The 15139-nt window shown below is 59.2% G+C and carries 9 protein-coding genes; 5 read left to right on the forward strand and 4 right to left on the reverse strand.

Annotation, left to right across the window (positions count from 1 at the left end; all coding sequences use genetic code 11):
• The first annotated feature begins 1 nt into the window (after nucleotide 1).
• Both treS and glgB read left to right on the forward strand, forming a co-directional pair.
• Nucleotides 2–3295: a maltose alpha-D-glucosyltransferase gene (treS, locus tag AAE029_RS03770; RefSeq protein ID WP_371071541.1), complete on the forward strand. Its 3294-nt coding sequence runs from the start codon at nucleotides 2–4 to the stop codon at nucleotides 3293–3295.
• Nucleotides 3292–5499 (forward strand): 1,4-alpha-glucan branching protein GlgB, encoded by a 2208-nt coding sequence (gene glgB / locus AAE029_RS03775; RefSeq protein ID WP_371071445.1) that lies wholly within the window; start codon nucleotides 3292–3294, stop codon nucleotides 5497–5499. The genes treS and glgB overlap by 4 nt, the downstream gene beginning before the upstream one ends.
• Before the next feature lie 177 nt (nucleotides 5500–5676).
• On the opposite strand, the gene AAE029_RS03780 is transcribed toward glgB, so the two are convergent.
• From AAE029_RS03780 to AAE029_RS03795, 4 genes are all read right to left on the reverse strand, one after another.
• Nucleotides 5677–6981 (reverse strand): mechanosensitive ion channel family protein, encoded by a 1305-nt coding sequence (locus tag AAE029_RS03780; protein ID WP_371071446.1) that lies wholly within the window; start codon nucleotides 6979–6981, stop codon nucleotides 5677–5679.
• Between the two features lie 404 nt (nucleotides 6982–7385).
• Nucleotides 7386–8171: an alpha/beta fold hydrolase gene (locus AAE029_RS03785; protein ID WP_371071447.1), complete on the reverse strand. Its 786-nt coding sequence runs from the start codon at nucleotides 8169–8171 to the stop codon at nucleotides 7386–7388.
• Between the two features lie 95 nt (nucleotides 8172–8266).
• Nucleotides 8267–8734: a DUF992 domain-containing protein gene (locus AAE029_RS03790; RefSeq protein ID WP_371071448.1), complete on the reverse strand. Its 468-nt coding sequence runs from the start codon at nucleotides 8732–8734 to the stop codon at nucleotides 8267–8269.
• 33 nt (nucleotides 8735–8767) lie between these two features.
• Nucleotides 8768–9286, reverse strand: a complete 519-nt coding sequence (locus AAE029_RS03795) for a Dps family protein (RefSeq protein ID WP_371071542.1) — start codon at nucleotides 9284–9286, stop codon at nucleotides 8768–8770.
• Nucleotides 9287–9828: 542 nt separating this feature from the next.
• Here AAE029_RS03795 and AAE029_RS03800 point away from each other — a divergent pair.
• The 3 genes from AAE029_RS03800 (at nucleotide 9829) to AAE029_RS03810 (ending at nucleotide 15111) form a co-directional block, all read left to right on the forward strand.
• Nucleotides 9829–12123 (forward strand): FdhF/YdeP family oxidoreductase, encoded by a 2295-nt coding sequence (locus tag AAE029_RS03800; RefSeq protein ID WP_371071449.1) that lies wholly within the window; start codon nucleotides 9829–9831, stop codon nucleotides 12121–12123.
• Between the two features lie 223 nt (nucleotides 12124–12346).
• On the forward strand, nucleotides 12347–13495 hold the full coding sequence (locus AAE029_RS03805) for an HlyD family secretion protein (protein ID WP_371071450.1): 1149 nt from the start codon (nucleotides 12347–12349) through the stop codon (nucleotides 13493–13495).
• Nucleotides 13492–15111 carry an MFS transporter gene (locus AAE029_RS03810; RefSeq protein ID WP_371071451.1) on the forward strand — a complete coding sequence of 540 codons (1620 nt, stop codon included), beginning with the start codon at nucleotides 13492–13494 and terminating at the stop codon, nucleotides 15109–15111. Before AAE029_RS03805 ends, AAE029_RS03810 begins: the two co-directional genes overlap by 4 nt.
• Nucleotides 15112–15139: the final 28 nt, after the last annotated feature.

The following is a 15139-nucleotide window of genomic DNA, read 5'->3' on the forward strand; positions in this document are numbered from 1 at the left end:
CATGAACCGCAGCCAATCGCAGACCCAGGCGTACGCGCAAGAGGCTGATCCCCTGTGGTACAAGGACGCGATCATTTACCAACTCCACATCAAGTCGTTCTTCGATGCCAACGGCGATGGCATTGGGGACTTCAAAGGCCTGCACGAGAAGCTCGATCACATCGCTTCGCTCGGCGCCAATACGATCTGGCTCTTGCCCTTCTTCCCGTCCCCCCGTCGTGACGACGGATACGATATCGCCGACTACGCCAATGTCAGCCCGGATTACGGCACGGTGGAAGAGTTCACAGCCTTTGTCGACGCTGCACATCGACGCGGGCTTCGCGTCATCATCGAATTGGTTATCAATCATACATCTGACCAGCATCCGTGGTTCCAGCGGGCCCGCCAGGCAGCCCCCGACACTCCGGAGCGAGACTTTTACGTCTGGTCGGATACGGACCAGAAATTTCCCGAAACCCGGATCATCTTTCTCGACACGGAAAAATCGAACTGGACCTGGGATCCTGTCGCGGGCGCCTACTACTGGCACCGCTTCTATTCTCACCAGCCAGACCTGAACTTCGACAATCCGATGGTGCTGGAAGAGTTGCTTGGCGTCATGCGCTTCTGGTTGGAAACCGGCATAGACGGCTTCCGCCTCGATGCCATCCCCTACCTCGTGGAGCGCGAAGGCACGATCAATGAGAACCTGCCTGAGACGCACACGATCCTGAAGAAGATCCGCGCCGCCCTGGATTCCACTCATCCGGGCAAGATGCTGCTCGCCGAGGCCAATCAATGGCCGGAAGATACGCGCGAATATTTCGGCGACGGCGACGAGTGCCATATGGCCTTCCACTTCCCGCTGATGCCGCGCATGTACATGGCGATCGCCAAGGAAGACCGCTTTCCGATTACCGACATCATGCGGCAGACGCCTGAAATCCCGGAGACTTGCCAATGGGCAATCTTCCTGAGGAACCATGACGAGCTGACTCTTGAGATGGTGACCGACGAAGAGCGGGACTATCTCTGGAACATCTATGCCACCGACCGTCGCGCCCGTATAAACCTCGGAATCCGGCGTCGCCTTTCGCCGCTCATGGAGCGCGATCGCCGCCGCGTCGAGTTGATGAATGCGCTGCTGCTTTCCATGCCCGGTACTCCGGTGATCTATTATGGCGATGAGATCGGCATGGGCGACAACATCTATCTCGGTGACCGCGACGGCGTCCGCACGCCGATGCAGTGGTCTCCCGACCGTAATGGCGGCTTCTCCAGAGTCGATCCCGCGCGGCTTGTGCTGCCGCCGATCATGGATCCCCTCTACGGTTACGAGGCAGTGAATGTTGAGGCACAAGGAGCCGACGCGCATTCGCTGCTTAACTGGACCCGGCACATGTTGACCCTGCGCAACAGGCACACAGCCTTCGGACGCGGTTCTTTGAAGTTCCTTGCGCCGAGCAACCGCAAGGTCCTGGCCTATTTGCGTGAATATGGCAGCGAGACGATCCTTTGCGTCGCCAATCTCTCCCGCCTGCCACAAGCAGTCGAACTCGATCTCGCGCAGTTCGAGGGCCGCGTGCCGATCGAGCTGACAGGCATGTCTCCGTTCCCGCCGATCGGGCAGCTCACCTATCTGCTCACTTTCCCCCCTTACGGATTCTTCTGGTTCCAGCTCTCCCAGGAGGCCGATGGCCCAGCGTGGCGTACCGCGCCTCCGGAACAGTTGCAGGACATGGTGACAATGGTGGTGCGCCGCGACCTGCAGGAACTGCTCGACGAGCCACGACTTTCCGGGACGCTCTCGAACGAAGTACTGCCGGCCTATCTCGGCAAGCGGCGCTGGTTTGGCGGAAAGGGCGAGGCGTTAAGGAGCGCCTCGCTCATCACCGCGACGCCGCTGCCTTTCGCCAATAACCTCCTGCTCGGAGAACTGGAAGCCGAGGTTGACGGACGCAAGGACATCTATCTGCTGCCGCTTGCAGTGTCATGGGATGACAACCAGCCGGCAGCGCTCGCGCAACAACTTGCTCTTGCCCGCCTCCGCCAGGGGCGGCGCGTCGGCTTTCTGACCGACGGCTTTGCGATGGAGAGTCTGGCACGGGGCGTCATCCGCGGGCTCTGCGAACGCGCGGTGGTTTCAGGCCGCGCCGGGACGTTGGAATTTCTCGGAACCGACCAGCTGGACTGCATGAACCTCAACGACATGCCGGTGCATTGGCTCTCCGCCGAGCAATCCAATAGCTCGCTGATCATCGGCGACATGGCGATGGTAAAGCTGATCCGCCATATCCTCCCGGGGATCCACCCCGAGGTGGAGATGACCCGCTACCTGACGAACGTCGGATTTAAGAATACAGCGCAGCTGCTCGGCGAAGTGGCGCATATTGCCTCTGATGGTAGCCGCTACACTTTGATCATCGTGCAGAACGCCATCCGCAATCAGGGCGATGCCTGGAACTGGATGCTCAGCAACTTGCGCCGAACGATCGATGAGGTGATGGTTACCGGCGTCGACGGAGATGCAGCGGATGAACATTTCAAGCCATTGGTCGATTTCTCTGCGACTATCGGCAAAAGGCTCGCCGAACTGCATATCGCGCTGGCGCAGCCCACCAAAAACGAAGACTTCAAACCGGTCACCGTATCCGACGAAGATGCCACACGGTGGGGCGATGCCGTAAAGGCGCAAATCCAGGGAGGTCTCTCCATCCTCGAAGAGGCGCACAACGACTTCACGCCTGAGATCGCCCTGCATATCGCACCGCTCATCGAGCGGCGCGAGATGCTTTTGGATGTGGCGGGAAGGCTTGCCAAAGCGGCGACTGGCACGTTGATGATCCGCAATCATGGTGATTTCCATCTGGGGCAGGTGCTGGTTGCGGAGGGCGATGCTTATATCATCGATTTTGAAGGCGAGCCCGCCCGTGGTCTCGCCGAACGCCGCGCCAAAGCCAATCCACTGCGCGATGTTGCAGGGCTGCTGAGATCGTTCAGCTATCTGGCGGCGTCCGCGGGCATTGACCGGGAACTGGTGAGCGAAGTGGACGACCAAAGGCATAGGGAGCTTGTGGCGCGCTTCATCGACATGGCGAAACCTGCGGTCCTTCAGGCCTATTTCGACGCCATCGACGGTGCGCGCGAGCTTAGCAGTCTGGCGGATTCGCGTGGTCGGATCCTCGACCTGTTCCTGCTGGAGAAGGCGGCCTATGAGATCGCTTACGAAGCGCGTAACCGCCCCACCTGGCTACCGCTGCCGCTTGCTGGTTTGTCGGCCATCGCATCGAATCTCTTGGAGAACGTCGCATGAGATACGAGCCCTCAGAGCTTATGATCGGCACCGTCCAGGAGGGCCTCCAAGCCCTCGTTGAAGGGCGGCATGGTGATCCATTCTCAATCCTCGGGCGTCATCAATATGGCAATCTGACAGTGGTAAGAACCCTGTTGCCGGGGGCGCTCGCCGTGGACGTGGTAGAGCCCGACACCAATCGCGTGCTGTCGCGGCTGGAGACGATTCATGATGGCGGCCTTTTTGCTGGTGCCATCGGCGGAGCAGCCAGCTACCTTTTTCGCATCCAATGGCAGGATGCTGTGCAGGAGACGGAAGATCCCTATTCCTTTGGGCTGTTGCTCGGGGACCTTGATCTTCATCTGATCTCTCAGGGAACACACTACGACCTCGGCCGCACGCTTGGTGCAGTTCCAATGGAAGTCGATGGCGTCCACGGCGTACGCTTCTCTGTATGGGCGCCCAATGCGCGGCGGGTTTCCGTGGTCGGCGACTTCAACGCTTGGGATGGTCGCCGACATCCAATGCGACTGCGGCCATCAGCCGGCATATGGGAAATCTTCATCCCGCGTCTGACGCATGGAGAGCGTTATAAATTCGAGCTGCTCGATTCTAACGGCAATCTCCTGCCCCAGAGGGCGGACCCGGTTGCCCGTGCCAGCGAAGCCGCACCCTCGACTGGCTCGATCGTAGCTTCCGCAAAGCCTTTCCAATGGACAGATGAAGGGTGGATGCGCGCGCATCGCGCCAACCCGCCGCGCGAAGACGCAATCTCAGTCTACGAAGTGCATACCGGGTCCTGGCTCAGGATCACCGAGGAGGGAAACCGGCGGCTCGATTGGGTCGAGCTCAGCCAGCGATTGATTCCCTATGCGCAAGATCTCGGCTTCACGCACATAGAACTGCTGCCGATCATGGAACATCCCTTCGGCGGCTCCTGGGGCTATCAGCCGCTGGGCCTTTTCGCTCCGACCGGCCGCCATGGCACTCCGGAAGATTTCGCCTATTTCGTCGACCGCTGCCATGCCGCCGGCATCGGCGTCATTCTCGATTGGGTGCCTGCGCATTTTCCCACCGATGTCTGGGGGCTCGCCCGCTTCGACGGCACCGCCCTCTATGAGCACGAAGATCCGCGTGAGGGATTCCACAAGGACTGGAATACACTGATCTACAATCTCGGTCGCAACGAGGTAAAGGGTTTCCTGATTGCCTCGGCGCTGGAATGGCTGGAGCACTATCATGTCGACGCACTGCGTGTGGACGCGGTCGCATCGATGCTCTATCGCGACTACAGCCGTAATGAGGGTGAATGGATCCCCAACCAGTATGGCGGACGGGAAAACCTCGAAGCGATCGAGTTCTTCAAACACTTGAACAGTATCGTCCATGACCGTTGTCCGCATGCCTTCACGTTAGCGGAGGAATCGACCGCCTGGCCGGGCGTCACCCGTAGGCCGGAAGAGGGCGGCCTCGGTTTCGACTTCAAATGGAACATGGGGTGGATGCACGATACGCTGCACTACATGCAGGAGGATCCGGTCTATCGCAAATATCACCACGGCACGATGACCTTCGGGATGATCTATGCCTATTCCGAGCGCTTCATACTACCGCTCTCCCATGACGAGGTCGTTCACGGAAAGGGTTCACTCCTCGGCAAAATGCCAGGCGACCATTGGCAGAAGCTCGCCAACTTGCGTGCTTATTATGGCCTCATGTGGGGCTATCCGGGCAAGAAGCTGCTTTTCATGGGTGGTGAGATTGCCCAGGAAAGCGAATGGAGCCATGACAGTTCCGTGCATTGGGACCTGCTCGACCTGCCCGATCATGCAGGGATTCAGCGATTGATCCGCGATCTCAACAGCTTGTACATCCGGGAACCGGCTTTGCAGTACGGCGACCTCCATCCGGAGGGCTTCGAATGGGCGATTGTGGACGATTCAGAAAACTCCGTTTACGGCATGCTCCGCAGCCCGCAAGACCGCTCCTCGCAAATTCTGATCATGTCCAATTTCACGCCCGTGCCACGGTACGGCTATCGCGTTGGCGTGCCGATAGAAGGGCATTGGGAAGTGGTGCTCAATACCGACGCGGCGATCTACGGAGGGTCCAATTTCGGGCAAACCGAGGCCTGGGCTGAAGGTCAGCCGGCGCAAGATAAGGCGTACTCGATCCTGCTCACCCTGCCGCCGCTCGCAACGGTCTTTCTGCGGTGGAAGCGTTAAAGCCTGTCGCGTGAAAAGAGATTCACGCGACAGGCTTTAGACTATTGTTTTCATGCATGTCGTTGTCGCAAAACCGCTGCACACTTTTGCGCGACATGCATCAGGCTTAATCCGCCGGTCTTGCTGACGCTGTGCCCATGACAGCGCCATGCTTTTGGAAGGACGCACAAAGGTGCTTTATCTCAGTTCAGACGGACGCTGAGCGATTTCGACAGGCGTCTTCATGATGATCTCCCGATGCGGGAAGGGGATCGAAATCCCCGCTTGCCTGAAGGCGTCCCACAACGCCATGAGTACCTCGCCGCGAATGTTGGTTAGCCCGTTGCTCGGATCAGAAATCCAGAACCTCAACTTGAAATCGATCGAAGAGGATCCGAAGGCCGTCATCCAGCACACTGGGGCAGAATAGGTGTTCGCGATGCGAGGAATGCTCTTTGCCGTTTCTATGGCGATGCGCACGACATCATGCGGGTTGCTGTCATAGGAAGTTCCGAAATCGACTTCGATGCGGACGTAATCGCTGGAAAACGACCAATTCACCACTTGCTGCGAGATAAAATCCTCATTCGGGATGAGATATTCCTTGCCGTCCCTGGTGATGACCGAGACGAAACGGGAGCGTAGGTCCCTGATCGAGCCGAAAGTTTCACCGAGCGAAATGGTGTCCCCCGGCTTGATGGACTTGTCGAGCAGGATGATGACACCGGAGATGAAATTCGACACGACCTTCTGTAAGCCGAAACCGACACCGACGCCCACTGCGCCCGAGAATATCGTGAGGGCGGTAAGGTCGATCCCGGTGGCCGACAGTGCGATCGTGCCTGCCACCACGATCAAGCCGATTTTGATAAGTTTGCTGATGAGCACCTTGAAGGAGGGGGAAAGGTCCGTGGATCGCTGAACCCAATGGGAAGAAACGTTTCCAACCAGTACGGCGAGCCAGACCAGCGCAACCACCAGAACTATGGCTTTTATGATCAGGAGCAATGAAAGCCTTACCGCGCCGATCCTGACGGCAGCGCTGTCGAGACCCCCAAGGACCGGTCCATCGAGCCCAACGACGTAGAGGGCGATGTAGCACCAACTCCCAATCGCAACGACGCGTGCAAGGGTCTGATTGCGGATGATCCTCGTCAGCACCGCTACGACGAACCATGCAGCCGTGAGCGTCAGCGCCATTGTGATAAGCCATTGATGGGACGGTCCCGCATAGCGCGATAGCATACCTTCCACCAGCCATAGCCACACGATCAGGAAGAGCCAACGCAGGCGCCTGAGGAAGGCGACAATAACGCGCAGCAGGTCCGGGTTTCCCTTGATTTTGCGCGCCCGTGTTTCAACAATGGGCTCCACTCGTTTTGCAGCGGATGCAGAAAGCAGGAAACCCAGAGCAATCAATCCGCACTGGTATAGTGTCCATGAATTAAGAAGAACGGTCCGGACCCAGGCCTCAGCTTCTCTGAAGATTTCCTCGAAACCCACCACTACCCCCTTATGTCAAAGTGCTTGCTCTCGTTCTTCGGGGCATCGCTGATTTTAGCTGTGAATCGTAGCACTTGCGTCGTTCCGGCTCCAGCAGGCATTGTTGAGTAGTCGCTAAAGCACTCCGACATCCGAACTATCGGCATGCATCCCTGCTTTGCCACCTCATCGTTCTTTAGAGCGATGGCTGTTGAGGTCTCGACGCATGAAGCGGGATGCCGAAAAGTATGCGCGATTTTTTGGGCGACATCCGGCTCTCCGTCGATGAAACCTGGCGATGTCTGAAGGGACGATATGCAAACTTAGCTATATCGTCATGAACGGGGCCGCCCTCGCGGCGGCCCCAGAGCGAGCCTTTACGGCAGTCCAAGATCCATAGAAAAGATCTCTTGCCGACGCTCTCGCTATTTTTCCTGTCCGGCCGCTTCGAGAATGAGACGGGTGACCTCATCCGGGCGCGAAATCATCGAAACGTGACTTGCCTCGACTTCGATCGTTTTTGCGCCCATGCGCTTTGCCATGAACCGTTCAAGATCCGGGTTGATAGTTCGGTCATTTTTCGAAACGGCATAGAAGCTCGGCTTTGAACGCCAGGCGGCATTTGTCGTCTTCCCGGTAAGAAGCGCTTTCTGGAAGGGCTCTTGGACCGCATACAACACCTTCGCCTTAGCTTCAGGAACGTCTCCGGCGAAATCGCGCAGGAAAGCTTCCTCTGTGAGTCGCCCTTCATCGCCGTCGAAGACAATGCCAGCCGACGCAGGCGGCGTCGGATAGGTCTTGGCCAGTGCCGTGTAGTCTTCGCCGGCATCGGGGGCGCGGGCCGCAACATAGACCAGCGAAGAGACCTTTGGATGTACGCCGGCATCCGTAACGATCATCCCCGAGAAAGAATGCCCCACCAGAACAGTCGGGCCATCCTGCCGATCCAGGACCCGATTGGCTGAGGCGACCGCCTCAGGCAGCGTTGTCAGCGGGTTTTGAACGGACGTGCAGTTGAGGCCTTTGGCCTGAAGGCGGGCGATGACTTCGGTCCAGCATGATCCATCGGCGAAGAGCCCATGCACAAGGACCACGTTGCGCGCTTTGACTGGCGCAGGCGCGGCTGCGAAACTCAAGCGCGGCGCAACCAATGCGGCCGCAGCGCCCGCAGCGAGAGCTGTCGAAAATGTACGTCGAGTAATCGGCTTCATAGCGTCGTCCTTCGTTAGAGCAGAGCTGTGACTTGATATCTTCAACAACAAGGTTTCGAGGATAAGGCGGGTCGGCTTCGCCCGCCTTCCTGTTCTCAGTTCGCCAGCCGAAGCTTCAGCGCCGTCACGCCGACGGCGAAGTTGAGACCGACATCGCCCAAGACGGAAACCGGCTGCAGCGACAGGGTCTTCGTCGTTCCACCGGCGAGGATATTTGCGCCACCGCCGACGCCTACGCTCGCATCGGCTGTAACGCCGCTATAGGTTCCCTGCAGGCCGCCGACCGGGTCGCGCGTGGCATTATAGACGAGCCAGAACATGTGGCCTTTTTCCACTGTCCCGATATCGAGGCCGAAGTCAGTGATATTGCCGACATAGTGCTGAGCGGCACCGCTGCCGGTGGGCGTGAACGTGCAATCGACGTCCTGCTTCGACCCGACCACGGCGCCGATGCCTGCGGAAACATCGCAATCCAGCTTGCCGACTTCAGCGCGCTCGGCGTTTGCGATTTCAGGAACTGCCAGCATGCCGGCAGCCAATAGAGAAAGAATATACGTCTTCATTGTGAAATCCTTTTAAGGGTAAGGGGCGTGATATCAGAGGGAACGGCGTGTCGTTTCGAAAAGGAACCACAGACGTCGTTCCGTTTCGTCGATCCAGTTTTCGATCAGACTGGTCGTGGCATGGTCGTTGTGGGAGGATGTCAATTCATGCAGCTGCCGCAGGATGGAGACGAGCTGCTTGTTGTCGTCGCGAAGCTCGGCAAGCATGTCGTCCGGCGAGACGAAGTCCGCGTCATTGTCGAGCAGCCGCTGCAGGCGGGCGATGTGCCCGACGGAGCGCAACGTCGTGCCGCCGATTTTGCGCGCCCGTTCGGCAATGTCGTCCGTCATCGCAAAAATCTGGGCGCCCTGTTCGTCAAGCAGCAGATGATAGTCGCGGAAATGCGGGCCTGAGATATGCCAGTGGAAATTCTTGGTCTTCAGATAAAGCGCAAAGACGTCCGCAAGCAATGCGGTCAGCGCTGCTGCAATATCCCTGGTCGCATCGGAACCAAGGTCGGTCGGCGTTGCGAGCGGAAGGCTGCGGGCCTTGGCTGCTGCTTGAGTGTCCATCATATCTCTCCTTGAGCGATCTGGTTGTCTGATTTGCGAGCCATTAATGGTTGCCCGCCGGTCGCCGCGCAGAATATGGGTGACGGCGGACGCGCCGAAATCGCATGCTGGTGTAGGCTGGCCCATACCTAAGTGTAGTTACGCGGCGTGGGGGATCGGGCTACCTTCTCCCCATCGCCTCAACCTGCCCCCGATGAGGCGAGTAGCTTCCCCGGCTACCAAGCTTCGGTGTCCCCCTCCACCGAAGCCGCGGATCACCCCCAAGATCCGCCAAAGGCCGCCTCCTTCCGCCGGAGACGGCCTTTCCCTTTTTTGTAACGATTACAAGCATCGAAGACCATCAGCATCCCCGCCATCCGCAGATCTTCGTCCTCTTCATCAAATCCCGATCGGTGTTGCGGATACATGGCGAACGGTCCGCAGCGCCCTATGCCTCAGTATAGTGTGCAGGGGCAATGTCGGTTGCTAGCCTCACTCGGACTGATGCGTCAATCATTGCGACCTGCGGTTGTCTGCCGCGCAAGATCGAAGGAGTTTCGAAATTGAAGGATAAGCGTCCAGAAGGTATCGAACGGTACGATCACCCGGCAGGCGGCTGGGACGCGCTCAAAGCGGTCGCCAGGACCCTGGCCCACCAGCAGGTCGTTGCCCAGGGCACCAAGACGCTGCTGAAGGCCAACCAGCCGGAGGGTTTCGACTGCCCCGGATGCGCATGGCCCGATCCGAAGCATACGTCTTCGTTCGAATTCTGTGAAAACGGGGCCAAGGCCATCAGCTGGGAATCCACCGCCAAACGGCCGGGGCCGGAATTCTTTGCCGGCCATACCGTCTCCGAGCTCTGGAACTGGACGGACCATGAGCTGGAAGACACCGGCCGACTGACCTTCCCGTTGCAGTACAATCACAAAAGCGATCGCTACGAGCCGATCGAGTGGAGCGCGGCATTCGAGCTCATCGCGGACGAACTAAAGAAGCTCGACGATCCCAACACGGCAGAGTTCTATACCTCGGGACGGGCTTCCAACGAGGCCGCGTTCCTCTATCAGCTCTTCGTTCGAGCCTACGGCACCAACAACTTTCCCGACTGCTCGAACATGTGCCATGAGGCAACCAGTGTGGGGCTTCCGAAGTCGATCGGCGTCGGCAAGGGTACCGTGACGCTCGAGGATTTCGACCATGCCGACGCAATCTTCAGCTTCGGGCACAATCCGGGCACCAACCATCCGCGCATGATGACGACGCTGCATAATGCGTCGCGCCGCGGCGTACCTATCATCGTTTTCAATCCGCTGAAGGAGCGCGCGCTCGAGCGCTTTGCGGCACCGCAGAACCCGGTCGAAATGGTGACGCTGTCATCGACGCCGATCGCCTCGGCCTATCACCAAGTTCGCACGGGAGGCGACCTCGCAGCGCTCAAGGGCCTGATGAAGGCGGTATTCGAGCGGGATGCGGCGGATATCGCGGCAGGTGGATCCGGCGTGCTGGATCGCGCCTTCATCGAGGAGCACACCGTCGGCTTCGACGCCTTGCGCGCCGATGTCGAGAATACCAGCTGGGATCAGATTGTTGCCGTCAGCGGCCTTGATAAGGAAGCAATCGATAGTGCGGCCAGCATCTACGTTCAGGCAAAGAACGTCATCCTTTGTTACGGCATGGGCATCACCCAGCATGCCAACGGCACTGCCAATGTGCAGCAATTGACCAATTTCCTGATGCTCAGGGGCAATATAGGCCAGGAAGGGGCCGGCCTCTGCCCGCTCCGCGGTCACTCGAACGTTCAGGGCGACCGCACCGTCGGCATCACCGAAATTCCCAACAAGGCGCTGCTCGACGGCATCGAGCGTGCATTCGGTTTCCGCCCGACCGGGGAAAGGGGCCACAACGCAGTCGAGGCCGTGGAAGCCATCATCGCAGGCAAGTCCAAGGCGCTCATTTGCCTTGGCGGCAATCTTGCGGTCGCCATGTCCGATCCGGAGGCAACCTGGGAAGGCATGCGCAAGCTCGACCTCGCAGTTCACATTGCGACCAAGCTGAACCGGTCGCATCTCCTGACCGCGAAGACGTCACTCGTCCTGCCGTGCCTCGGCCGTACCGATCTCGACACGCAGATCTCCGGTCCCCAGGCCGTGACCGTGGAGGATTCCATGTCAATGGTTCACGCCTCCCGCGGCTTCCTCAAACCACCAAGCGATATTCTGAAGTCCGAACCGGCCATCATCGCGGGTATTGCAAAGGCGACGCTGGGCGATCGCCATGGCATCGACTGGGATGGACTAATTGCGAATTACGACCGCATCCGCGACAAGATCGAGGAGGTCTTCCCTGACTTCTACGAGTTCAACAAGCGTGTGCGAGTACGCGGTGGCTTCCGGCTCGACGTTCCGGCGTCCTTCCGCCGGTGGAATACGCCGAACGGCAAGGCGAATTTCCTCGTTGCGCCCGGTCTGGACGAGGACCCGTTGATCAAGAACCCGGATGCGCTGGTGCTGACCACGATCCGCAGTCACGACCAATACAATACGACAGTCTACAGCCTCGATGACCGTTACCGCGGTGTCTTCGGCCGGCGTGACGTGATTTTCATGAACAAGGACGATCTGGCCGAGCGCGGTCTCAAGGATGGCGACCGCATCGACATCAAGGGTCTGGTCGGGGCCGGCGAAGTCACACACCTCGTGCGCGGGTTCACCGCAATCGAGTACAATATCCCGAAAGGCTCAGCCGCAGGCTATTATCCGGAGATGAACGCCGTGGTCTCGCTCCATCACTATGACCGCTTGTCGGGAACACCCGGCTACAAGGGCGTCCCTGTCGTGGTGGCTGCCGCCGACGGTTAGCCGGCTTGGGATTTCCGGAACAGCTGTCCCGGCGTCGGGTCGATGCCGGGAGATCCGGCAGCGTTGCATTCAGACCAGGCCGGCTGTCGCTTTCATAGCCTCGTTCGCCAGCGCCTACACCTTCTGCTTGTCCACCTACACCTACGTATGATTCAGCACAGCAGCATGCGTGGGTACTCTGCCGGCATCGACCAGCCAATCGGAACAGGAGGGGAGGCTCGTGATGGCCGACCAGCTCAACGTCACAACGCTTGATCCATCACTGCCGGCTACTCGCGCTCCGACTGCGGAGGCTCCGATACCGACCTCGCAACCTTCGACCATATTGGCGACGATCAAACGGCTTGCCATTCCGGTCCTGGCGGTCGCTCTCGTGAGCGGAGGCGTGGCGCTGGTCACGATCGACTGGAACCGATGGGTTGCGGGTGCCGCCCGGCAATCGACGGACGATGCCGTCGTCAATGCGGATGTGTCAACCCTTAGCGCGCAGGTCAGCGGCATCATTCGGGGCACGCCAGTCGCCGACTACCAGAGAGTGACGAAAGGCCAGTTGCTCGCGGAAATCGATCCGCGCGAATTTGATGCTGCCGTCGAGGTTGCCAGGGCGAACCTGGCATCCGCCAACGCCTCTTTAGCAAACCTTGCCAACCAGATCGAACTGCAGAAAGCTGTGGTGGCGGCAGCCGAAGCGCAGAACGGGTCTGCACTTGCGCAGCAGACGCAGACGGAGCAGGAATTCCACCGCCAGACAAGCCTTGGCAATGCCACGTCGCAGCAGCTGCTGCAACAGGCTCAGTCGGCCTATCTCCAGGCTCAGGCCCTAGTCAAATCGACAGCCGCGGCTATCGAACAACAGAAGGCACAGCTGAAAGTTCTCGATGGCCAATATCCGTTGCTGCGGGCACAGGTTAGCGCGGCCCAGGGAAACCTCGACACGGCGCTGATCCACCAGGGTTACGCCCGTATCTATGCCCCCTTCGATGGCGTCCTTGGCCGCAAGCTCGTTCACGAAGGCGACTATGTCGGAGCCGGGACAAGTGTCATTTCGGAGGTTCCGCTGCCGAGCGTCTACGTAAACGCAAACTTCAAGGAGACGCAGCTTTCCCGCATGACCCCCGGGCGTGCGGCAAAGGTCACGATCGATACGTTCCCCGGGCAGACCTTGCGTGGAGAGGTCTCGCGGCTATCGCCGGCCAGCGGTTCCATATTCGCACTCCTTCCACCCGACAACGCCACCGGCAACTATACGAAGGTTGTGCAGCGTATTCCGGTGCGAATCGATCTCGATCCTGACCAGCCGCTGCTCGACGAGCTTAGGCCTGGAATGTCGGCAGTCGTGACCGTCGACACCTCAGCGGATGCAAGCCGATGAGCGCGGCACCGCGCGCTTTCGGCCCTGTCACCAGCGGCACGACCGCGAAAAATCCCGTTCTTATTGTCGCCGCGCTGTTGCTGGCGTCCTTCGTGGTCGGCTTCGACACCAGGGTCTTCGCCGTTGGGCTTCCGGATCTTCGCGGCGCCTATTCACTGGGTGTCGACGAAGCCTCATGGCTGAGCACGGTTGCGAACGCGCCGCAAATCCTCATCTCATCCGCAGTCGCATGGCTCGTCACGGTCTTCGGGGTTCGTCGCGTAATGATTCCTTCGAGCCTGGTCTATGCCTGCATCTCATTCGCGATCCCGCTGGTCCATGACAGCGCAAGCCTTTTTGCGCTTCACGCCTGCAGGGCCTTTCTGCTCGGGGTCTTCATTCCGGCCACCATTATGGTGATCTTCCGGAATCTCGACATGAAATACTGGCTGATCGGAATCGCGATTTACGCCCTCCGCGTTCCGTTGTCGCAAAACCTCGGCTTTGTTCTCGTCGGGGTCTATGGCGATTATCTCGGCTGGCAGTGGACCTACTGGCAGGACGTGATTGTCGCACCGCTGATTGCGCTCCTATTGATCATTGCGGCTCCCAAAGAGGAGATCAACGTCGGCCTGCTTAGGGGCGCAGATTGGGGCGGGATGCTCTTGCTCGGCTCATCGATGACGATGCTTTACGTTGGCATCGATCAGGGGAACAGATTGGACTGGTTCCAGTCGGGCGTCGTCACCTCGTTGCTTGTCGGCGGCGCAATCCTTGCCATCGGATTCTTCATCAACGAAAGCGTCGTCCAAAACCCCTGGGCGCATGCGAGCGCCATCCTGTCCCGCAATATCGGCTTGGGCTACGCCATCATCATTGCCTTCACATTTTCGAACGCCGGCGCATCGATCGTCATCCCAGGCTTCCTGCAGAACGTGTCCGGACTGCGACCGATCGCGATATCGGAGCTCTATATCGTCGGAGCGGTCATCCCTGTCTTCGTGTTCATCGCGCTCGCTCTCTTCCTGCAGCGCCGTGTGGACGCAAGACTGTGCATCATCCTTGGCCTTTCCGCGATGGCGATCGGGGCCCTGCTCGGTTCCCGTCTCACAATGGAATGGTCGCCCTGGACGTTCCTGCCGATTGTTTTCCTGTATACGGCCGGTCAAACATTCGCCTTCTTCTCCACCGTCGTCTACCTGCTCGCCAACACCGATCCGAAGCGCTCTACGGCGGCGTCAGCCTATATCCAGGTCATACGGCTCGGAAGTGCCGAGCTCTCGATAAGCCTGTTGAACACCTGGCTGCGGCAGCGCGAGCAGTTTCATTCCAACATATTAGGCGGCCCGATTGCGGCCTCATCACGCGATCTCCACGGCGTGATGGCCAAGCTGGAGACGCTTTTCGGCACCTCCGCGCGAGGGGATCTGGAGGCGCTGTCCACGGTTGCAGCGCAGGTCCGCGCCCAGGCCTACGTGCTCTCCTATGCAGACGGCTTCGTGCTGTCGTTCTGTTTTGCGATTGCGGGTCTGGCCCTGGCCGCATGCATGGGAGCAATGCCTTTTGGGCCGTTGCACCCGAGCTTCCATCGCAAAGCATCGGATGCAGCTCCGGTGGCGCCGGAGAAGGCTGCATGATCGGCAAAGTGCGAAAGTCGCCCTAAAC

Source organism: Sinorhizobium sp. CB7 (assembly GCF_041357635.1).
In the GTDB taxonomy this organism is placed as follows: domain Bacteria; phylum Pseudomonadota; class Alphaproteobacteria; order Rhizobiales; family Rhizobiaceae; genus Rhizobium.